Origin of the sequence: Desulfosediminicola ganghwensis, assembly GCF_005116675.2 — a bacterium.
In the GTDB taxonomy this organism is placed as follows: Bacteria; Desulfobacterota; Desulfobulbia; order Desulfobulbales; family Desulfocapsaceae; genus Desulfopila; species Desulfopila ganghwensis.
In genome coordinates, this window is the sequence record NZ_CP050699.1 from 4403437 (window position 1) to 4425570 (window position 22134).

Sequence of the window (22134 nt, forward strand, 5' to 3'; positions counted from 1 at the left end):
CTCTGGTTGTTATCACTGTTTTCCCTCGAAATATTTTTCTGCTAAGTGATTACATTTTATGACATTTGCTACACTGATTGTTTGTACCCGGATGATCAGCAGGCATCCCCCCGGGACCAGTTGCGGTATGGCATGAAATGCATGAACCGAGAACATAATCGTGATCAACATCACTGGGAATCCACCCATTAGTGGTATGACACCCACTACAATCATCACTACTCCGCAAATGACCTGACGGTTTTCCCTGGGCTGTGGTGCCATTATGGCAACTTGCGCATGCCCCAATCACCTCCGAGTGTTCGACCACTGCCGGTTGCCAACCGCGAACTGTATGACAGGCATCGCAGTTGTTGCTGCTGCTTATGTGATTCGCAGGCTTGCCCACCGCAGTACTGCCGTTATGGCAGTTGGCACACGATCCCAGTACCTCCGAATGATCCACGTTAGCTGGAACCCAGCGACTGGTGCTGTGACAGGCATCGCAACCATTGCTGCTGCTTATGTGGTCCGCAGGCTTGCCCACCGCCGTACTGCCGTTATGACAGTTGGCACACGATCCCAGTACCTCCGAATGATCCACGTTGGCTGGAACCCAGCGACTGGTGCTGTGACAGGCATCGCAACCATTGCTGCTGCTTATGTGATCCGCAGGCTTGCCCACCGCCGTACTGCCGTTATGGCAGTTGGCACACGATCCCAGTACCGCCGAATGATCGACGTTGGCTGGAACCCAACGACTGGTGCTGTGACAGGCATCGCAGGTATTGCTGCTGCTTATGTGATTCGCAGGCTTGCCCACCGCCGTACTGCCGTTATGGCAGTTGGCACACGATCCCAGTACCGCCGAATGATCGATGTTAGCTGGAACCCAGCGACTGGTGCTGTGACAGGCATCGCAGGTATTGCTGCTGCTTATGTGATTCGCAGGCTTGCCCACCGCCGTACTGCCGTTATGGCAGTTGGCACACGATCCCAGTACCGCCGAATGATCGACGTTGGCTGGAACCCAGCGGCTGGTGCTGTGACAGGCATCACAGGTATTGCTGCTGCTTATGTGGTCCGCAGGCTTGCCCATCGCCGTACTGCCGTTATGGCAGTTGGCACACGATCCCAGTACCGCCGAATGATCGACGTTGGCTGGAACCCAGCGACTGGTGCTGTGACAGGCATCGCAACCATTGCTGCTGCTTATGTGATCCGCAGACTTGCCCACCGCCGTACTGCCGTTATGGCAGTTGGCACACGATCCCAGTACCGCGGAATGATCGACGTTGGCTGGAGCCCAGCGGCTCGTGCTATGACAGGCACCGCAGTTGTTGCTGCTCGGGATGTGCGAGGCGGGTTTACCCGGGGCCTGGCTACCGTTATGGCAACTGGCGCAACCACCCGTTACGGCCGAATGATCGACGTTGGCTGGCACCCAGCGACTGGTGCTGTGACAGGCGCCGCAGTTATTGCTGCTTGGGATATGCGAGGCGGGTTTGCCCGGGGCCTGGCTACCGTTATGGCAACTGGCACAACTCCCCGTTACAGCCGAATGATCGACGTTAGCTGGAGCCCAGCGACTGGTGCTGTGACAGGCGCCGCAGTTATTGCTGCTTGGGATATGCGAAGCTGGCTTGCCCGGAGCCTGGCTACCGTTATGGCAACCGGCGCAACCACCCGTTACGGCCGAATGATCAACATTGGCTGGAGCCCAGCGACTGGTGCTGTGACAGGCGCCGCAATTATTGCTGCTTGGGATATGCGAAGCTGGCTTGCCCGGAGCCTGGCTACCGTTATGGCAACCGGCGCAACCACCCGTTACGGCCGAATGATCAACATTGGCTGGAACCCAGCGGCTGGTGCTGTGACAGGCACCGCAGCTATTGCTGCTCGGGATATGCGAAGCTGGCTTGCCCGGAGCCTGGCTACCGTTATGGCAACCGGCGCAACCACCCGTTACGGCGGAATGATCAACATTGGCTGGAACCCAGCGGCTGGTGCTGTGACAGGCGCCGCAGTTATTGCTGCTCGGGATGTGGGAAGCTGGCTTGCCCGGAGCCTGGCTACCGTTATGGCAACCGGCGCAACCACCCGTTACGGCGGAATGATCAACATTGGCTGGAACCCAGCGGCTGGTGCTGTGACAGGCACCGCAGTTATTGCTGCTCGGGGGGTGCGAAGGGGGTTTGCCTGGGGCCTGGCTACCATTATGACATCCTGCACAACTTCCCTTTACAGCAGAGTGATCCATATGCGCTGGTGACCAGCGGTTTGTATTGTGGCAACCTTCACAATCGTTACTGATCTTTGTATGTGTCAGGGGTTTGCCTGGAGCACTACTACCGTTATGGCAACCTCCACAGCTACCTGTTACTGCAGAATGATCAACATTGGCTGGCGTCCATTGTTTTGTACCATGACAGTCATCACAATTATTATTTGTCGTAATATGTGAAACAGGTAGCCCTTGAACCAGTCTGCCATTGTGACAACTCTCACAATTGCCGGACACCCTTGAGTGATCCATACGAACCCGCCGCCAAGGACTCGTCAAGTGGCAGTCGCCACAATTATTCATGTCGTTGGAGTGCGTCACAGGCTTGCCCGTTGCCAGGTAACCATCATGGCAACGTATGCATGCACCAGTTAAAGCAGCATGATTTACTCGTATATCAGTCCACCGTTTGGTTGTGTGACAATCGTCGCACGATACCGCGGTGACGAGATGTCTGACCGGTTTTCCTTTAGCTAAACGATCATCATGACACTCACGGCACGGCCCGCGCACCTCCCAATGATCCATTTTAAACAGATCCCAGGAGATTGTGTTGTGGCAACTTTCACAGCGGCTCGAAACGAGAAGGTGTACTACTGAATTTCGTTGGGCGACCCTTTCAAGATGACAATCAACACATGGACCTGAAACAGCATTATGATCTACTGCCGTCATACTCCACCTGGCGGTAGTATGACAATCCCCACACTGTTCTGAAGCGATCATATGGTTCAAGTTCTTTCCAGGCGCTATCTTGCCGTTATGGCAATCCCCGCATGCACCTTCCACCAACGAGTGGTCAACCTTGGTCCACCTCCAGTTTCTGAACCAATGACAATCATCGCACTGTCCTGAAACACGTATATGATTCTCAGTCTTTCCGGGTGCTGTCTTGCCGTTATGACAATCGTCGCATGCACCTCGTACCGAAGAGTGGTCAACCTTAATCGGGTGCCAGTCATTGACTGCATGACAACCTTCACACCGATCAGAAGCAGGAATATGGTTTTTCCCCTTGCCGATCGCTATCTTCCTATCGTGACAACTGCTACATGCGCCCACCAATCCATTGTGGTCGACCTTTATCGGGTGCCAGTCATTGATCGCATGACAAGCATCACAATCATCTGAAGTACGTATGTGGTTCTCAGCTTTCCCGAATGCGATCTCTCCATCATGGCAACTGTAGCATTCACCAAGTATCGCAGTGTGGTCGACTTTTATCGGGTGCCAGTCTGTAAACGTATGGCAGAGATAACAGTCGGGTTTGGACTGAATATGGTGTTCGTGTTTTGCTTCCGCAATTTCCCCATTGTGACATTCGGAGCAATTTTTTCGACTGATCCTCTCATGATAGAAATCAAAGTCCCCATTGTCCGGGTCAATATGGCAGAAATCACATTGCTTTTCGGTAACCGGATGTGCCACCTCCAAGAAGTCTGCCACATTAATGCCCCATGATCTATTCGCCGGAATCAGAAAAAAGACACATGCAATTCCAACAAATAAAAACACCTCTCCCAGTGATTTCAATCCAAACGCTGAAGACCTCTCCACAGCCCTCTCCCCTTGGTGTTTGGATATTCCCTTCAGGACAACTGCTTGCCAGCTACCTGTTTACGCTTTCCACTTTATGTCGATTAATTAAAACCATGAAATGTTCTTCGACGAGGACAAGACGCCCCATGAACCTCTCTGGCACATTCATTGTGTATCACAAACCGTACAATGAATTCCCCGGTCGACGCCTATTGCTCCAAGGCCTGTTTACCCTCAAAATGACGCCTTGGACATCCCGGCAAGAATTGTTACTATATAGAATTGGCTACTACATTTTTCGATGCCATTCCGAATGGTACAGACATGTTATCGATGAATTCAAGTCATAATTGTCACCTTCAAAACCGTAAAAACGTTTTTACCCGCATTTCTAATCCCTTCAGGCAGCACAGGTTTTGTAGTTTTTGCGAATGAACCATAATGGCCTGCGGAGTCTACAATTAGCAAACAGGCTTTTAGCCCAGAATCTGCGCCAGTGTAACAATATTCAACTCAGCCAATTTCCTGGCAACTACCCTGCTGAAGTCAGTTACCACTCTGTTTTGCGCAGCCACCCTGCTTGCCATTCCCCTGCCTGTTACATCTTCTGTCATAACCGTTTTATTGCGACTTAATGGTGTGCCGTTAGCATCATAGATTGTCCAATATGCCACAAACACTGCAGTTCCATTTGCGGAAAAGTCGAACCTGCCTATCTCCACCTGCACCCGAAACTTCGGATGAGCTGAGATTGAATTCTCAAAATCATACACCTTCGCTGTACCCAATAGTGTTGACAGGTTTGCCATGAGCACACGTGCTACATTTTTATCCAACGGTTCCGCCCAATGGTCAAAATCGTGAACAAGCACCTCTACTCCCTCCTGCCTGCCGATTATCTGGCTGCGGTCCAGGTAGTTGGAAATGGTTACCGGGCCCACCATGACGGAGATATCGCTGCCAACTATAACTTCACCCGTTATCGTATCTGATATTTCATCTATCGACCTAAGCATAAAAAAGGATGTTGGTTCACTTTTACCGGTACAGCCAGTTAGCATCGTCACAGATAGAATGCAGGCCAGACTGATGTTTTTGGGCCAGTACATCATGATCCACCTCGCCGTGATTTTTGTTTCCCCTGCAAGAGGGACTCGGGATGTCTTTCCAGATATTCACCAAGTTCGCGTATGGACTTCGCCCCGGCTGCCATTTCGTCAAGTACTCTGCCAAGCTTGAAACGAACCTCCGAGTCTCCAAGCAGTTTCTCTGCTGTAGCCAGGGTTGTACTTGCATCATCGAAAGCCTGCTGGGCTGAAGATAAGGCTGCATGAATCTCGCTTGTTACAGGGCCGACCTCACTATTGAGACTATCAAGCAACATGTTTGTGCTTGCTGTTATACTATTTATGTCCTTTGCAACTGCGCTCAGCACCTCAGTCAATTTACCACCAACAGTACCGGTCTGTTTCTGGAGATCACCAACGAACTGATTTGTATCTGTTACCAAAGAGTTGACATTTTCAAGTAGTTCACTCAAGCCATTTACCAGTTGCTCAAAATTCTCTTTTTCCATCACCGTTCGTAACATTCTGGTAATTTCTTCAACATTTTCAACAATATCTTTGATGGGTAAATCTCTGAAGGTCTCGCTCAATTTGGTTAACGACGATTTGACAGTCGGAATCTCTGTATATTCCGAGTCAATCCCACGTAATCGAACTTCAGTATCAGGCAGAAAATCAATTTGGATATAATATTGACCGGTCACAAATGATTGAATATCAAGTCTGGCTCTCAAACCTTTTTCGATCAATCTCTTGATATTGCCATGCAGCTCTGCCCTTCGTCCTCCCTGAGTATGGAACTTTTGCGGATCAACTTCTACTATTATCGGAATATCCACCTGAAGCGTCTCAGCTGAGGCCTGCAGGGTAATCGATTTCACCGAGCCGATTTCAACGCCGCGAAATTTTACTGGTGCACCCACATTCAATCCTGCGACATTATCATCAAAAAACATAATAAACTGATATCTTTTCTTAAAGAAATTGCCGCTACTGAATATAAGAATAGAACTGAGCAGCAATGCGATCGCCGCAACAACAAAACCACCTATTACCGCACTGTTTACACGCTTAGCCATCAGCTATTCACTCCATATGCTGCAATCTATTATCACAACTGTTTTTCATCACCCGCAGGATAATCAGACTCATTAACTTCCCCTCGCCTGAGAAATCTCTGCACTCTGATATCTTCACTTTCTTCAAGCAGTTTACGAGGATCACCAGTCGCAATCATTGTACGGCTTTCCGCATCCAAGAAAACACTGTTACTGCCAATCGCGAATATTGAAGCAAGCTCGTGGGTCACGACCACCACTGTGGTGTTCAGGCTGTCGCGGAGTTGCAAAATCAGGTCGTCGAGCCTTCTGGCACTTTCCGGGTCAAGACCTGCTGAAGGTTCATCAAAAAAGAGCAATTGAGGATCCAGCGCCAGTGCTCTGGCAAGGCCGGCCCTTTTTCTCATTCCACCACTGATCTCGGCCGGATAGAAGTCTTCAAACCCGGCCAACCCCACCAGGGCAAGTTTTAACGATGCCTGCCTGCGAATATCCCCTGGTGAAAGAGGAGTATACTGTTGCAGCGGCAAAGCGACATTTTCCTCCAGCGTCATTGAACTCCAGAGTGCGCCACTCTGGTAGAGTATACCGAACCTTCTCATCATCTCACTCATCTCAGACTCATCACTCTGCCACAGGCTCTTATCCCCATAGTATATATCGCCCTTAGCCGGCCTTTTGAGCCCTATCATATGCTTAAGGAGAGTGCTCTTGCCACAGCCAGATCCTCCCATAATGATGAAAATATCACCCTGCCTGATAGTGAAATTCAAATCACGCATAACCACGAAGTCCCCATAGGCCATGGTGAGATTTGAGACGATTATTTCAGACTTGCTCTCTGTCATACCAACTGTTTTCTACTCCCCGCCTGTCAGATGCCCAATATCGAGCAGGCTATAATGATGATCGCCGTGTCAACGATTATCGCGACTATTGAAGTAACCACCGCCGATGTGGTTGCATCGCCCACCGCAGATGCATCACTACCGCATTCAAGGCCACGCAAACATCCAGCCAAAGATATCAGCACCCCGAAAGTTGTACCTGAAAATAACCCAATGAAGAGGTCGTTTAACGTCACTGCTTCACTTACCCGGCTGAAATAGACCACTGAGTTGATATCATACACTCCAACAGCAACTGCTCCGCCACCGATGATACCCATCAGATTTGCAAAGAGAGTCAGTAGCGGCATCATCATCGTCAATGCAATCATCCTTGGTAGCACCAAAAATTCAACGGGAGAAATACCAAGTGTTTTCAAGGCGTCAATCTCCTCGTTCACCACCATGGTCCCCAGCTGGGCGGCAAAAGCAGCTCCGGTCCTGCCGGCCATGATAATACCCGTCATGACCGCACCCATTATTCTCACTGTTGCTATGCCGACCAAATCAGCGACATATACCTGCGCTCCGAAAAGTTTGAGCTGCATAACGCCTACAAAAGCCAGGATGACTCCAAAAAGGAAACTTATCAAAGACACTATCGGGACTGCATATACACCCGTTTCCTGCAAGAATATGCCAAAATCACTCCAACGAAACTGAATCCGGCCACAGAAAAATCGCCAAACCGGAAACGTAACCTCACCAATAAAGGAGAGTATCTTTTGTATAGATTTGAGGAAATAAATGGCGTCTTCGCCAATTCTTTCGAAAAATGGCCGGGTGGTCTGCCCTCGCTCTGCCCCCTCCTTTTTTGGTACTTCCTTCGAGAGCGTGTACAGTTGTTGAACCCCTTCCGGCAATCCGCTGAGATTCAATTCTACACCCACTGCATGCAGTTGTTCTTCCAGATCTATGATAAAGGTCAGTAAGCAGGTATCCCAGCTCAAGAGTTCGGCAGAATCAAAAGATACCTTAACTATGGAACCTTGACGCATCTCGCCGACAACGTCAGCAACAGCTGGCGTTTTATCTACCATGTGCCAGTTTCCAGTCAGTTTCAATATCAGTTCTGAACCGCCAGGACTCAAGAACTCTATTGTCGCTTCTTTCATGCCTTCTCCGGTCGATTATCGGCTGTAATAAAAAAGATCAGTGCCACTATTATATCGAACTCGGTGAAACCTTTAAGTACAATATTGATGCCTTAATTAGTTAGGCCCCAACCTCTGTGTCTTCTTTCCCGCCTTTCCAACACCTTAGCCGAACAAACGTTACTTTAAGGAAAAAACGACGCACCAAAGAACACACGTTATGTTTACTCAGAAAGTGTACAAACCAATCGCGAGACAACACAGAGGAAGTTTCATAAGGACAGGCAAACAAAAGAATTGTATGTATTCGCGGATGATTGCCTGTTGGTGAAGAAAAAAGATGGCGCGTTACATGCCTACTGAAAACATCGCATCGAGGTCATGTTGCGAAAACGCTTTAAATGCCAGCATAGTTTCGGTATTTTCTATGCCTTCAATAGACCGCATCTGATCAGTGACAAGTACTGCTAGATCATCGTTTGTCTTTACCCTGATAATTGCAACAAGATCATAACTCCCACTTACAGAGTAAACTTCTGACACTCCACTGATATTGACCATCTTTTGTGCAACATCAGATATACCTGTTCTTTTGGCCTTTATGAGTATTATTGCGGTAACCATATCTCTCACTCCATTTTTTTTCAGATGCAGTTTTGACACTCTTCATAAAACAATGAAGCGAAGATATAATCGAATATCCTCGCCTCTGCAATGTCACGCTAATATTCAATTATTAATCTTGTTTTTATCGCTTTTTCCTGCGTCTCGTAACCAGAGCGGCCATACCGGCACCCATGAGGAGTATCGTTGCGGGCTCAGGTATTGGTTCTGTTTTTTCCAGGCTTAAAAAGCTCAGGTGACTTACCGCATTTTGCATATCAAAGTCCGCTCCATTCCAAGTCACCAGGCCGTCACCATCATCCTGCATCGCATAGCTTATTTTACCTGTCTTAACGATGTAATAATCCCAATTGTCAGTCAACCCTGGATCATAACCCGTGAGAACATTCGTCTCTGGATATATATTTGCGATTTTAGCAACAAAGTCTAAATCTGGATCATCGTACTCCAACCCGAGAAGTGCCTCTACCCAGTTCTCCTCTGCCGCTAAGCTGTTGTTATTGAGATCCATTGGATTAATATCATTCCCATCCCAACCGATAGGTGAACAGGATGAGTACATAGTCAAATCTGTCGTATCAATATCGCCTATAAGCGAGTCGGCATAAACATTCGTGCCGATCAACGCTCCCCCAACCACTGCTACAATCAGTGTTTTTTTCAACACGACTCCCCCTTTTTCAATGAATTGTTGCCGATAAAAGCAGGTGTTGAAGTTCAATATTGCGGTTCAACTCAGAAGCCGTCAATACACCACTTCAACAAAGCCCTGCTGCGGCATATTTCTTTCAAAACTTCGGAATTGCGCAAGAATTTCAGATAACAGGGATAGCTTTACAGTAAAAATTGCAGATGGGAATTCGTCGATAGATTATCGACAACATTGAATCTACTTACGTGTTAGGTTTTTGGCAATATAAAATATTTTCTTACTCAACTTAATTGGCCTCCTTCCCTTTGTGACAGGAGGCCAATTAACCAACTTTTCCATTGCCCTTTATTCACAATGTTTACCTGAACAGCTCGGCGAACTCTGGGTATCCTTCACTCACCAGGGATTCGGCGGGCACGAAACGCAGTGACGCCGAATTTATGCAATAGCGCAAACCCGTTGGCGGCGGACCATCATCAAATACATGGCCCAAATGCGAATCCGCTTTTTTGCTGCGCACTTCAATGCGAGTCATGAAAAAGGACCTGTCCTCGTGTTCCACTACATTACCTGGCACCAGGGGACGGGTAAAACTGGGCCAACCAGTCTTGGAGTCGTACTTGTCCAAAGAACTGAAAAGAGGCTCTCCGGATACTACATCCACATAAATACCAGGTTTTTTGTTATCCCAATACTCGTTTTTAAATGCAGGTTCCGTACCGTCTTCCTGGGTGACCTTGTACTGCATCGGAGTCAGGCGTTCTTTCAATATTTCCTTACTGGGTCGAGTCGCGCTCGTCATGTCATCATCCTTCCAGTGGTTATTGAGAAACTCATCCCGCCCTGACCGGGATCTGTAAAACTTGTAGCGAATCGGATTGTTTTTATAGTAGTCCTGATGATACTCTTCTGCTGGCCAGAATTCAGCGGCAGGCAAAATTGGCGTGACAATCGGCTTATCAAACCGACCAGCTGCGTCCAATTCTTCTTTTGAACGTACCGCCAGCCCTCTTTGCGTCTCATCGTAATAAAAAATGCCGGTTGTATATTCCCTGCCCCGGTCAACAAATTGCCCACCGGCATCCGTGGGGTCGATCTGTCTCCAGAAAACATCAATCAAAGTGGCATAATCAACTTTTGCCGGATCATATCGTACCTGAACAACCTCGATATGCCCTCCAGCCCCATAATTCTTATATGTCGGATTAGGTGTCGACCCCCCTGCATAGCCAGATACTACAGAATGCACTCCGTCCAGCTCTTCAAAAGGTTTTTCCATACACCAGAAACAACCACCGGCAAACATCGCCTTAGCACTGCCGGTTGGTACTATTTTGTCAGATGCCTTTTCACCCTGTCCCAGCCCGGTTAATACAATCACTGCTATTACTGCAACAACCAGTACCATCAGGGAATAGATCGATCCTTTCAACACTTTTCCTCCGTTTTTCAATTCACTGCCTGGTAGAACCTCACCTTCTCACTGTTAATAATTATTACTAATTGAACTTTTACAATTGTACTTAAAAAAAGATGCAAGACGGAAAATAATTATTCCATCTCCATGCAGGAATGTTTGTGGCAGATTAAACGACAGGAAAGAGCACAACACAGGCCCTCTATTTTTTACTTGAACGTACTTGTCACCAATACAGGCAACCCCTTAACCTGCTGCTGACAGGTAATTCGAATTTTTTCAGCAGGTGTCCTGAATCTTTCCAGTAATTTTTTTTTCAGATTATTTTCAATTGGATGTTGCTGAAGTGCTTTCTGCATACAAGCCAGCCACAAATCTCGTTCTCTGTAACCAATATCAAAAAAGAGATGAATTTCTGCTAGATTGGCTCTACCGAATTTTTCTGCATACAAAGACGGCCCTCCAAACCACCCGCAAAGAAAAAGAGTCAGGTTTTCCCTTGTTTCACTCAGATCAACAGGATGCATATCGCGAATGAGCTGAGCCTCCGGCGCCTTCTCCATGATATCATAGAAGCGGTTACATAGAACTCTCACTCCCTCAACACCGCCCACTAATTGAAAAATCGTCTTTGAATGTTTTGCTCCGATGCTCATAACACCCCCATGAAGCTGCTGAGTTGGTGACGGCGCCAACATTAGAAAAACAGACTAGATCTTTTGTTATATCCTTCTTCGCTCCTGACAAGATTGTAACCCTTCATTTCAACCACTTCAAAAGCAGACCAGCGTTTTATTGCCTAGCATGAGCAAATATTTCAAATAGTCGATACCTTATCGAAACATATAGATTTCTTCTGACGAAACCGCTAATCTGGAATGAGACTTCGAGGATATGCTACAGTTCAGGGTCCCCACATAGCCAGGACACAACAACCACTCAGAGCCTGGTGCCTGAACCTTTATTCTGTTGAAGGGATAATTATGACCGGCTTTCCTGCGCCAAAAATAATTGTACACTCAGTTCTCATCTGTATTTTCAGCCTAATGCTCTGCGGCTATGCAAACGGCAGCAAAAGAGGAACTGTGGCCTTGGTAATGAAATCTCTAGCCAATCCTTTTTTTTCACAGATGGCTGAAGGAGCTGGAAGCAAAGCCAATGAGCTCGGCATAAAGTTAGATACATTCGGCCTTGAACGAGAAACCGATATTGAACAGCAGATCAGCATCATGGAGCACCTTATCGCTCTTAATTACGGTGCCATCCTGCTCGCTCCTGCTGATTCCAAGCGGTTGATACCTGTTTGCAAAAAAGCAGCCAGCAGAAATATTCCGGTAATCATAATTGATAATCCACTCCATGCGCCGACTATGAAAGACCATGGAGTGGAACTTCCGTTTATCGGCCCCGATAACTACAGGGGAGGACTACTCATTGGCAACTATGTCAAAGATAAACTCAATAGTACAGGCAGGGTTATTATCCTGAAAGGCATTTTCGGTGTTGAAAATTCTGAAAAACGGAAAGCCGGTATTGTTCAAGCCCTGACCGATAACAGCTCTATAGAGATAGCGGCAGCGGCCCACGGCAACTGGCACACCGATGTAGCACTGTCTAAAATCACCGAGTTGCTTGTAGTACACCAGAATATCGACGCCATTATCTGCCTAAACGACGCCATGGCGATTGGTGCCATGCAGGCTTTAGATTTGCTTGGTCTTCCGCCCGAAACACTCATCACCGGCTATGATAATACCGAAATTGTCAGAACAGAACTTCGAAATGGCCGGATACACGCAACCATTGATCATCGCCCGGACCTGATGGGCGCATGCGGTGTGGAGAAGGCGGTCAGTATCCTGCAGAATAAACAGTCTCCCCCCACCACCGAGATCACTGTTGAGCTGGTATCTCATGAATCTTTTGGCAAAAAAATTGCCTTCAGTGTTTCAACGACTGAAAATCCATTTTTTGAATCCCTTGTAGCCTCAGCCAAAAATGCAGCAAACCTCCACGGTATACACCTTACAATTCTTGATGCTCATAACCTGGACGCCCAGCAATTAGTCGATATCAACACCGCCCTGCTCCAGCAGATAGATCTTCTTATCGTCAATCCCACCAACAGCGAATATATTCGCTCGGGCCTTGAAACAGCAGAAAACAAAAATATCCCAATTATTACTGTTGATAGAAAAGTTACCGGAGCGAATGTGCTTTGTCACATCGAATCGGATAATACCGCCGGCGGGAGATTGGCTGCCAGCTATCTTGCCAACCACCTGGAAGGCCCGGGTTACATTGCTGAAATCGAAGGAATACCAGGTACCTCTGCAGCATTGGAGCGTGGCACCGGTTTTAATGAAGAACTTGCCAAACATCCTAACCTCACTGTGCAGACCAGAGAAGTTGCTGATTTCGATCGTGAAAAGGCAAAAGATATTACTCTTCGCCTGATTGACAGCAAGACTACAATCGACGGGATCTTCGCTCATAATGACGACATGATACTGGGAGTACTCGATGCATACGACGAAAAGGGCATTGTGCCACCTGCGGTTCTTATTGGCTTTGATGGCATTCCCGAAGCAAAAGCTAAAGTACTCACCAAACGTTTGAGCGCCACCATAATACAGCAGCCCGGTAAAATGGGCAGACTTGCCCTGCAGACCGCTGCTGGATTTTTCCGCCAGCAGCCAATACCCAACACAATCTCTATAGAACTCAACCTCTTCACTCAACAGTCAGCAACGACACCATAACAGGTTCAGGCATTGTATGTATGTTTCATAATATTACTGCAAGATTTGATATGCGGTTGGATAACGAACTGATAAGGAATCGCAGTGTTTCGTTCTATAAACAGTAAATTTTATGCGGTGGTCGTACTGCTGATACTATCTTTTAGCCTCGGCTATATGATCCTCGCATATTCACGACATCAGCAGTTGAAAAGTGCTGAAATTATTCGAGAGGCCATTCTGCTCGAGCACGATATGACCGAGCTGAACACACTTTTTCTTGAAGCCCGGCTCTGGGAAAAAAACATATTCAGACAACAGGAGCATCAGGCACATGCCAATTTTGGATCACATATCGAGGAGATCAGGGAACTGCTCGACCGGCTTGGCAAAAAGGAAATCCCCGAATCAACTCAAATTACCATCAGGCAGATCATCCTGAACATTGACACCTACAAATCGGATATCAGTAAGCTCATGCAACTCAGCACGAACAAGAGCCTCCATGAAACACGCATGGAATCCAATTACAGATCGTTGGCCTCCATCATCCTCAACAGCAGCAGAACAGATTTTTTGAAGCCATTATTTAACCTCACCCATTTTTTCATAACCTACAGGGCAACCAGGGACCTGCAAACTTTTCAAGCCCTGAAACTAGTCACAAAATCGCTCGAAAAGAAAGTTCGCACAAATGGCCCGTCAGACATTCGCATGGAGGACTATCTACAGACGTTTGAGCAATTACTCAATGAAAGCTATGCAATGGAGTTGGAAATTAAGGCCATCAACTCTTTACTGGAAGAAAACAATCGTTACCTGCAGGACCACTTTCTTGAAATATCGGAGATATCGAACAACCTGCTACAGGAAAGTCTCGAGAAATCTGACACTCTCCGCCAGGAATTTCAAAGCTTTTTCGTTATATCTTCAATACTTGGTACTTTCCTGGTGATATTTACCCTGCTCATAATATTCAGAAACATCATCACCCCTATACGTTCCATTGCAACTGTCATGCATAATGTGAAACGTGGAAAAATCAGTGAAAGATTTACAGGCGGAGGCAATAGAAAGGATGAGCTTAATCGCTTTGGTTATTCTTTTAATGAGATGCTCGATACTCTGGAAAATAACAATCGCCGCCTCAGAGGTTATCAGAGGGAGCTCGAAAACAAAATTCAGGAGCTCTCCGCCCGCGAAAAAGAGCAGCAGCGCCTTACCAGACAACTCCAACGCGCTGAAAAAATGGAAGCGATAGGAACCCTGGCTGGGGGAGTAGCGCACGATTTGAACAACATCTTAAGCGGAGTAGTCAGTTATCCTGAACTACTTCTACTTGATATGCCCAAGGACAGCCCATACCGTGACTCTATTGAGATAATCCACGACTCAGGCCAAAAGGCAGCCGCGATAGTTCAGGATCTGCTTACCCTGGCACGGCGTGGAGTTGCTGTAACAAAGGTCGTCAATCTCAATGAGATTATAGAAGAATATCTCAGAAGCCCTCACCATCGTAAACTTGTCATGCAGTACAATGAAATAGTTTTCGAAACTGATCTGGCCCCCGACCTCTTTAACATTACAGGTTCCCCCATACACCTTTCTAAAACAGTTATGAACCTGATCTCAAACGGTGCCGAGGCTATCAGTGGCATGGGAAGGATATCCATTCATACTGAAAATAGATATATTTCCACCCCCATTGTTGGCTACGATAATGTAAAACAGGGTGATTATGTCGTTCTTTCTGTAAGTGACAGCGGTAGCGGTATAGCCCCCAAAGACCTGGAACGTATTTTCGAGCCGTTTTTCACCAAAAAAGTTATGGGCATAAGCGGCACCGGCCTTGGGCTGGCTGTGGTTTGGGGAACCATCAAGGATCACAATGGCTATATTGATGTTGAGTCAGAACCCGGCAAGGGAACGACATTTTCGCTCTATTTCCCTGTGTCCCGCGAAGAAATTGCAGAAGAGGAAATCACCCCTTCAATCAAGACACTCATGGGCAAAGGAGAGCGTATTCTTATTGTAGACGACATTGAGACTCAACGAACTATCGCCACCTCCATGCTGAAAAAACTTGGCTACCAGACTACTTCGGTGGCAAGTGGAGAAGAGGCTATCGAATTTATCAAACACAATACGATCGAACTGATACTCCTCGATATGCTGATGCCGCCTGGCATGGACGGACTCGAAACATATACAAAAATTCTCAAAATCAAGCCTGACCAGCCGGCGATCATCGCCAGCGGTTACTCGGAAACGGAGCGTGTAAAAGAGGCAGAAAAACTCGGTGCTGCACTTTATATTAAAAAGCCATATTCCCTGGCTGATATTGGCAAAGCAGTTCAGAAAGCCCTTGCCTCATCCGGCTCAACACAGGATTAAGAGATTCTGCGGATGACTCAGGCTTTACTAATAAGCTGGTCGTTCTCTTCAAGACAAAAAGCTACCGACAAATCAAACTTCTTGAAGACATTCCATTTACGGTCAATATTAATATGCATAAGAGATGTCATATCGACCGAAGGGACTATACAAAAAGAGAGTTCTACCGATATTGTTCCGTTTCAGCAAGACGCCTGGTAACATTCTCCAGCCAGCTTTGCTGTTTTTCCGGTTCATATACAAAGGAAGTCTGATTATCAAAGTCGCTGTGGTCATTGCTTGACATCGCAATGGCCTTTTTCGAAGCAAGGCGCACTTTATCCCTGAGTTTATCCTCCACCTCCTGGACAGTACTACCATATATAGTTTTAGCGTTGAATGATTGCTGAACCCTCTCATTGAGCTTCCGCGCCGACAATTCAGTCAGGGCAAAATGAATCTGTTCATGCTCCAGGATATATTCCACCCTGTTTTCGGCAACACCCGTATTCCACCAAGAACAATATGGCTCAAATATAGCCTGATACCTTACATTACTCAGGGTTCCCACATACTCCTTGCCTTGCTTTTCTGTTGCTTTCGATCGTATGCGCGTATCAGCGGCTGTTTGAATTGAAATACAGGAACGTGCCTGGACATGGTGCACAACATTACCTGGTCCTCGATCCAGTGCTTCAGCCTTAAAGTCCTCGATTTTTAATTGACGATAGGCAAAACTGTTATCGCGTACCGCATATTTGCTGCCCTTAGACAGAACATTCTCGGAGCCTCTGTCACTCACTCCACCACAACCCATCAAGGCAATATTCACAATCCCAGCCACAATCGCGCAACGAAACTTCAACAACCTGCCTCCACTCGACACACCTTTCAATTGATAACGCCCGTGCTCCCGTATTACTGTTAACAGTCGGTAGGCTCTTCAGATTCTAATAGAAAACCCTGATAGCAATACCATAATGTGGCGACTTTTCCACAAAGATCTCACCCCTAACAACCTATTTTTCCACGCATTATTCGCATCAATTTGATATTTAACAATAAATCCCATAAAAATTTAAAATCCATGCTCTTCGTTGTTTCCAGTCGTGGCCTAGCCGGAAAATTTGTTGCTAATATGTTGTAAACGAGCTAAAACTCCTACTTTGTCGCACTCTAAAGCCGACGATGTTCGAGCCTTTTGGCATTATCAACAAACGACCCCACATCCTCGACTGCCGCATTATGAGCAATCTTCAATCTCTTTTTTCCGAAGCCATACACTTACATCAACAAGGCCTGCTCGAAGAAGCGATAGCCAAGTATCAGGCCATTCTTCAGTCACTTCCGGTCAATGTGAATGTTCTTGGAAACTTAGGTCTTGCCTGTCGGGATCTTGGCGATCTTTCAGCCGCTCTCAGGTATTGCAGGCGCGCTGCCGATGCTGCTCCTGATGATTCATCCCAACAACTCAATCTTGGGGCAGTATATGAATCCATGGGCCAGCCGGATGATGCCCGCAATTGCTATCAAAAAGCGCTAACTTTGACACCTGGTAATCCCAAAGCCCTCAACAACCTGGGAAAATTGCTTCATATGCAGGGAAATACTGAGCAAGGGCTCAAGCTCATCCGGGAATCTGTTGCCATAGAACCGAATTCCCCACTCGCCCTCAACAATTTAGGGGTGATATTGAGCTCTCTTGGCCAAATCAAAACAGCCATTAAATATACAGAAAGAAGTCTGTCACTCGCCCCACGCCATCCTGAAACGCTCTACAATCTCGCCGGGCTCTACAACTGTGAAGAACGCTACCCTGAGGCTGCGCAACTCCTTGAGCAGCTTCTCGAATTGCAATCTGATCACGAATCAGCACGACACATGCTTGCTGCGGCCCGCGGTAAAGTAACCAATGCCGCTCCCAAGCAATATATTGTCGAGACGTTTGATAAATATGCCCATAAATTTGACCATCATCTAACAGAGTCACTGGGTTACGATGCTCCTGAAACACTTGCAACAATGACCCGTGAGTTTCTGGCCACCAATGAGCACAGCAGCTTTACGCGGGGAATAGACCTGGGCTGTGGGACCGGTCTTTCGGGTGCTGCCTTTTCGCCGCTTACTGCCAGTCTCACCGGGGTAGATCTGTCACCGCTGATGCTTGAGCAAGCTCGGGAGAAAAACCTCTACCAGCAACTCGAATGTCAGGAAGTTATCGAATTCCTGCAGGGGGACAGGAATTGTTATGACCTCTTTATAGCGACGGATGTACTGATTTATATTGGCAATCTCGAACCATTTTTTGCCGCGATCCAAGCCCGTTCTGAAAATTGCAGTATAATTGCCTGCTCAATCGAACGTCTTGAAGGTGACGGTGAGTATAAGCTCTGCACTTCCGGCAGATACGCCCACTCACGAGACTATCTCAATACGCAGGCCGAAAAATTTGGTTTCACCTGCGTTGCCCATAGAGACCACACAATTCGTAAAGAAAACGGCAAATGGATCGTCGGAGATCTTTTCCTGTTGCAAATTAAATAATTTTCCTGTGAAATTGCATTCATGCCCTTTGGCCAGACACAGCTGCTATTGACCGTTGTGTAATCGCTTCCCCAAATTCCCGGCCGCTTTCGGTGTCTCATACTTTTTCTCTCTTTCTGGCTATTAACCGGGCATGTTATACTCAAAAAAGTAGAAAATACTCAGTACGGAATATGTAGTTCTCACGAACCGTCACTTTGCAGCCTGTCCAGTTACGCAATTCCTTAACACTTTATGAGGGGTAGCAATGGGTCATTTTGAGGTGGTAATACTCGGTACAGGAACCGCTGGACAGACAGCTGCCCACCATCTCGCCGGGGAGGGGCTGAACGTTGCCATTGTAGAGTCCAGTTCGACTCCGGGCGGCACATGCGCCCTTTTTGGCTGCCAGGCAAAGAAATGGCTCTATGAAGTCACCGAAACAGTAGCACGCTGCAACCACCTCAGGGGATTGGGGATTACAGCTCCACCACAGGTAAACTGGCAGGAGATCATTGCCGCAAAAAACAGGTTTACTTCAAAGGTTCCTGAAAATACTGTTAAGAGTCTCGCCGGGAGCAAAATAACCTACTTCAACGCGCAAGGTTCTCTCATCGATACAAATCGTGTACAAGTCGGAACTGACACTATCCAGGCCGATTTTATTATCCTCGCCACCGGCGCAACTCCTCGTCCATTGTCCCTGAAGGGCCACGAGCATATCTGCACCAGCAACGACTTTCTCGATTTCCCCCAACTCCCGCCCCGGATCGCTTTCATCGGCGGTGGCTTTATCTCATTTGAGTTTGCCCACTTTGCCGCACGCCTTGGCAGCTCTAAAGGGCAAATTCATATCATATTACGGAGTTCTAATGCCCTCAGGTCATTCGATTCTGAAATGGTTGATCTCCTCACTATCGCATCAGAACAAGAAGGGATTCAAATCCACACCGAGGCTCAGGTTGAGTCTGTAACCCAAAACAAGAGCGGATATCGTATCCTACTGACTTCCGGTGAAAGTATTGAAGTTGATCGTGTCGTGCACGGGGCAGGCAGGGTTGCTAATATCTCCCAACTCAATCTGGCCAACGCCGGAATTGAGGCATCACCCCAGGGCATCCCTGTCAATTCGCACATGCGCTCCTCTGTACCAAATATTTATGCCATCGGAGATTGTGTCAATTCTCCGCAGTTAGCCAGGGTTGCCGATCAGGAAGCCCATATTGCCGCCAGAAACATTATCGCCAGCCGCGAAGGAAGTACAAAAAAATCTCAGATGGACTATGGCAGTACGCCAATAGTTCTTTTTACCTATCCACAACTTGCCATGGTCGGTAAAACTGAAGACCAGCTCAAACAGGAGCAGACACGATACTGGAAGAGTTACTCCTCCAACCTTGCCTGGCCCACCTACCGCAGAATCGGCATGCGCAATGCCGCATTTAAAATCCTGGTGGATAACTCGGGTAAATTCCTGGGAGCACATATCCTATCCGATAACGCTACAGGACTGATCAATACCATCAAACAGGCGATGATAGACGATATATCAGTCTCCCATCTCCACGAATGCAACATATTGGCACCGTATCCTTCCAGGGAGAGTGATCTGATATACATGCTTGCACCATTGCTGGATGACTAGTCTCGACACCCGTTTTTCCTGACTCGAACCTTATTGGAGGAGTTTCCTGATGCGTAACAAAGTCATAAAGATAGAATTTGAAGACCAGTTCAGGACCTGCCCGACTTGCGGTTACAGAGATGGTTTTCATTCCATGTTTCAACGTGAGGCAGAAACAGTCAAATGGCTTTTCATCTGCCCCGCCTGCCACGATATTTTCGATATAGGACTTACCGCCACCGAATCCTCAGATACCCGGATTAATGAATAGAATATGATCGCTCTTTTTGTTTTCCCATAAATATGGTGAGCGGGAATGGGAGACAGCTGAGCCTCGAGATGCGGATATGAGTTTTCCTCCACAGACACCCGGCTGACTGCACAGCATGCGACATAATCGTTTTACAAATTACCAATCTGCGCCCATGGCTAAAATAAACCATCCTCACCTTGACTCCATTTCGCTCCACCGCCTGCACCCATATATATATTGAGACCATTCTGCCACCCTTCCCCTCTCTCTGCACCTTGTGATAATGTAAAAAGAACCCGCACTATTTGCCCGTCAGGAAATGGGCCGGAAATTCTGTTAAAGACCACAATCGAGCGAACAAATCCTAGACTTATTATCATGTACTCAACACAAATTCTCAGGTAGTTGGTTTATAGCGCAGCCACAAAAAATGGACGGATCCCAGCAAATCATAATGAACCTCCAGAAAACACTGGGGAAGACGGATGTCGCACTCGGTACCATCAACGAGGCCATTGTCTGGACCAACCAGGAAGGCAGCATACTCTGGTGTAACAGTCCATTCGATTTGCTCGTCTGTCGCAATCACATTGCGGTGCTCGGCCAATCTTTTACCGAGGTAATTAATGAAAACCCTGAAGCCAGAGCACAGGAACTGGCCATGATTGAGGCTGAGGAAGCGAACCGGGCCAAAAGCGATTTCCTCGCCCGTATCAGCCACGAAATCCGCACACCGCCCATGCCCAGGAATCTGATAAAAAGGCCAGTCTCGAGGCAGGCTTTAATGCGCATCTGGTTAAACCCGTTTCAAAAAAAGTATTCATCGATACCATCACGTCTTTAACCTGAACCACCTGAGAGGAGAAAATGGCAGCCATGACAGTTTATGTAGACATAGACCTCAAGGAGATCATCCCCCTTTTCCTTGAAAGCCGTCAGGAAGATATCGTCAAGATGAGGAGAGCGATTACCGAGTGTGACTTCGATAAAGTTGCAAGGATCGGTCACACCCTCAAGGGCGTCGGCGGAGGGTACGGTTTTGACTTCATTACCGACATTGGCAGAGAGATTGAAAGCGCCGCCAAAGATGAGAACAGCCAGGTTATCAGCAAGCTTGTCAAGACCATGGAAGAATCTTTGGCCAATATCGAGATCATCTACGAAGAGTAAATCTCATGTCACTTCAGGCCGAATAGATACGTATCGTCGATGACAGCAGGGAAAACAGGGAACTACTTCGGGTAATACGCACCCGGCAGGGATACACGCTGTTTGAAGCAAAACGGTGAAGAAGCCCTGGTAATTGCCGGCAATGACTATATAGATCTGATCCTGGTCGATATAGTCATGCCTGTTAAAGACGGTTTCAGTTGCCCTGGCGTTGCAACCACACGCTCAAATCCTGGCATCCGGGCGAACCACACTCTATATTCTCAGAACCCTCAGAAGTTCTACGCAGTCTCGATCAGTATTATCCCCTTGAACGCTTTAATCGGTACTTCACCATAGTCTACCTGATTCCTGATACGTAAACAGGCAACTACCGGTACTGTAATGGCGGCCATCCGCAGCCTATTGTTTTACGTCAAAGCGGAAAATTCGAATTTCTTGAAAAGGGTGGTCCTATAATAGGTTTCAGTAATATTTTACCTTTTGAGCAGGGTGAAGGACAATTTTTCATCGGTGACCGCCTCGTTCTCTATACCGATGGCATTATCGAGTCTGTAAATGAGGCGGGGGAAGAATTCGGCAGGGAACGCTTAAACGCAACGCTCTTTAAATCAAAGTCAGCCAGTCTCAGAACCTCTTGTGACAACATATTGCTTAATCTCAAAGAATTTACAAATAATTCCGAACCATTCGACATCATATCACTTTTCGCTCTGGAATACAGAGAACAGGCTGGTTTCAGGCACTACCTGGGCGTAATCTGCCTATCGGCAATTCACATGTAACCCATGAAACCGCCAACTCTTCATATCACCATCGAAGGTGATATGGCCGAGGTGCAATGAGTCG

18 protein-coding genes and 1 pseudogene are annotated in these 22134 nt (G+C 47.3%); 10 read left to right on the plus strand and 9 right to left on the minus strand.

Annotated features, from left to right (window positions below):
• The first annotated feature begins 334 nt into the window (after nucleotides 1-334).
• Nucleotides 335-2251, plus strand: a complete 1917-nt coding sequence (locus tag FCL45_RS18870; RefSeq protein ID WP_176360068.1) for a hypothetical protein — start codon at nucleotides 335-337, stop codon at nucleotides 2249-2251.
• A 2027-nt stretch (nucleotides 2252-4278) separates the two neighbouring features.
• Here the strand turns inward: FCL45_RS18870 and FCL45_RS18875 are convergent.
• The 8 genes from FCL45_RS18875 to FCL45_RS18910 form a co-directional block, all read right to left on the minus strand.
• Complete coding sequence (locus FCL45_RS18875) at nucleotides 4279-4914, minus strand: PqiC family protein (RefSeq protein WP_136797811.1); 636 nt, start codon at nucleotides 4912-4914, stop codon at nucleotides 4279-4281.
• Nucleotides 4911-5948: an MlaD family protein gene (locus FCL45_RS18880; protein WP_136797810.1), complete on the minus strand. Its 1038-nt coding sequence runs from the start codon at nucleotides 5946-5948 to the stop codon at nucleotides 4911-4913. Before FCL45_RS18880 ends, FCL45_RS18875 begins: the two co-directional genes overlap by 4 nt.
• A gap of 32 nt (nucleotides 5949-5980) precedes the next feature.
• The gene (locus FCL45_RS18885; RefSeq protein WP_136797809.1) at nucleotides 5981-6775 is read right to left on the minus strand and encodes an ABC transporter ATP-binding protein; all 795 of its coding nucleotides are present in this window, start codon (nucleotides 6773-6775) and stop codon (nucleotides 5981-5983) included.
• A gap of 26 nt (nucleotides 6776-6801) precedes the next feature.
• Nucleotides 6802-7929, minus strand: a complete 1128-nt coding sequence (locus FCL45_RS18890) for an MlaE family ABC transporter permease (RefSeq protein WP_136797808.1) — start codon at nucleotides 7927-7929, stop codon at nucleotides 6802-6804.
• Nucleotides 7930-8256: 327 nt separating this feature from the next.
• On the minus strand, nucleotides 8257-8532 hold the full coding sequence (locus FCL45_RS18895) for an Lrp/AsnC family transcriptional regulator (protein WP_136797807.1): 276 nt from the start codon (nucleotides 8530-8532) through the stop codon (nucleotides 8257-8259).
• Nucleotides 8533-8656: 124 nt separating this feature from the next.
• Nucleotides 8657-9199, minus strand: coding sequence for a PEP-CTERM sorting domain-containing protein (locus tag FCL45_RS18900; RefSeq protein ID WP_176360069.1), 543 nt, complete (start codon nucleotides 9197-9199; stop codon nucleotides 8657-8659).
• 343 nt (nucleotides 9200-9542) lie between these two features.
• Nucleotides 9543-10592: a peptide-methionine (R)-S-oxide reductase MsrB gene (msrB, locus tag FCL45_RS18905; RefSeq protein ID WP_136797817.1), complete on the minus strand. Its 1050-nt coding sequence runs from the start codon at nucleotides 10590-10592 to the stop codon at nucleotides 9543-9545.
• Between the two features lie 218 nt (nucleotides 10593-10810).
• Entirely contained in the window at nucleotides 10811-11299 is a 489-nt protein-coding gene (locus FCL45_RS18910) for a group II truncated hemoglobin (protein ID WP_338031711.1), read from the minus strand.
• A 348-nt stretch (nucleotides 11300-11647) separates the two neighbouring features.
• Here FCL45_RS18910 and FCL45_RS18915 point away from each other — a divergent pair, with 348 nt between their 5' ends.
• Entirely contained in the window at nucleotides 11648-13363 is a 1716-nt protein-coding gene (locus tag FCL45_RS18915; protein ID WP_267314027.1) for a substrate-binding domain-containing protein, read from the plus strand.
• 84 nt (nucleotides 13364-13447) lie between these two features.
• Nucleotides 13448-15736 carry an ATP-binding protein gene (locus tag FCL45_RS18920; RefSeq protein WP_136797803.1) on the plus strand — a complete coding sequence of 763 codons (2289 nt, stop codon included), beginning with the start codon at nucleotides 13448-13450 and terminating at the stop codon, nucleotides 15734-15736.
• A gap of 163 nt (nucleotides 15737-15899) precedes the next feature.
• Here FCL45_RS18920 and FCL45_RS18925 read toward each other — a convergent pair whose 3' ends face one another.
• A complete protein-coding gene (locus tag FCL45_RS18925) occupies nucleotides 15900-16580 on the minus strand; it encodes a hypothetical protein (protein WP_136797802.1) in 681 nt (226 codons plus the stop codon).
• A 323-nt stretch (nucleotides 16581-16903) separates the two neighbouring features.
• On the opposite strand from FCL45_RS18925, the gene FCL45_RS18930 reads away from it, so the two are divergent.
• The 7 genes and pseudogenes from FCL45_RS18930 to FCL45_RS25390 form a co-directional block, all read left to right on the plus strand.
• On the plus strand, nucleotides 16904-18259 hold the full coding sequence (locus FCL45_RS18930; protein WP_136797801.1) for a tetratricopeptide repeat protein: 1356 nt from the start codon (nucleotides 16904-16906) through the stop codon (nucleotides 18257-18259).
• A 247-nt stretch (nucleotides 18260-18506) separates the two neighbouring features.
• Nucleotides 18507-19883: a dihydrolipoyl dehydrogenase family protein gene (locus FCL45_RS18935; protein WP_136797800.1), complete on the plus strand. Its 1377-nt coding sequence runs from the start codon at nucleotides 18507-18509 to the stop codon at nucleotides 19881-19883.
• A 49-nt stretch (nucleotides 19884-19932) separates the two neighbouring features.
• On the plus strand, nucleotides 19933-20133 hold the full coding sequence (locus FCL45_RS18940) for a hypothetical protein (protein WP_136797799.1): 201 nt from the start codon (nucleotides 19933-19935) through the stop codon (nucleotides 20131-20133).
• A gap of 436 nt (nucleotides 20134-20569) precedes the next feature.
• Complete coding sequence (locus tag FCL45_RS18945) at nucleotides 20570-20959, plus strand: hypothetical protein (protein ID WP_136797798.1); 390 nt, start codon at nucleotides 20570-20572, stop codon at nucleotides 20957-20959.
• A 32-nt stretch (nucleotides 20960-20991) separates the two neighbouring features.
• Nucleotides 20992-21285: an Hpt domain-containing protein gene (locus tag FCL45_RS18950; RefSeq protein ID WP_217907606.1), complete on the plus strand. Its 294-nt coding sequence runs from the start codon at nucleotides 20992-20994 to the stop codon at nucleotides 21283-21285.
• Nucleotides 21286-21387: 102 nt separating this feature from the next.
• Complete coding sequence (locus FCL45_RS18955) at nucleotides 21388-21624, plus strand: response regulator (RefSeq protein WP_136797796.1); 237 nt, start codon at nucleotides 21388-21390, stop codon at nucleotides 21622-21624.
• Nucleotides 21625-21659: 35 nt separating this feature from the next.
• Nucleotides 21660-22070, plus strand: a pseudogene (locus FCL45_RS25390) (PP2C family protein-serine/threonine phosphatase); the annotation flags it as partial.
• Nucleotides 22071-22134: the final 64 nt, after the last annotated feature.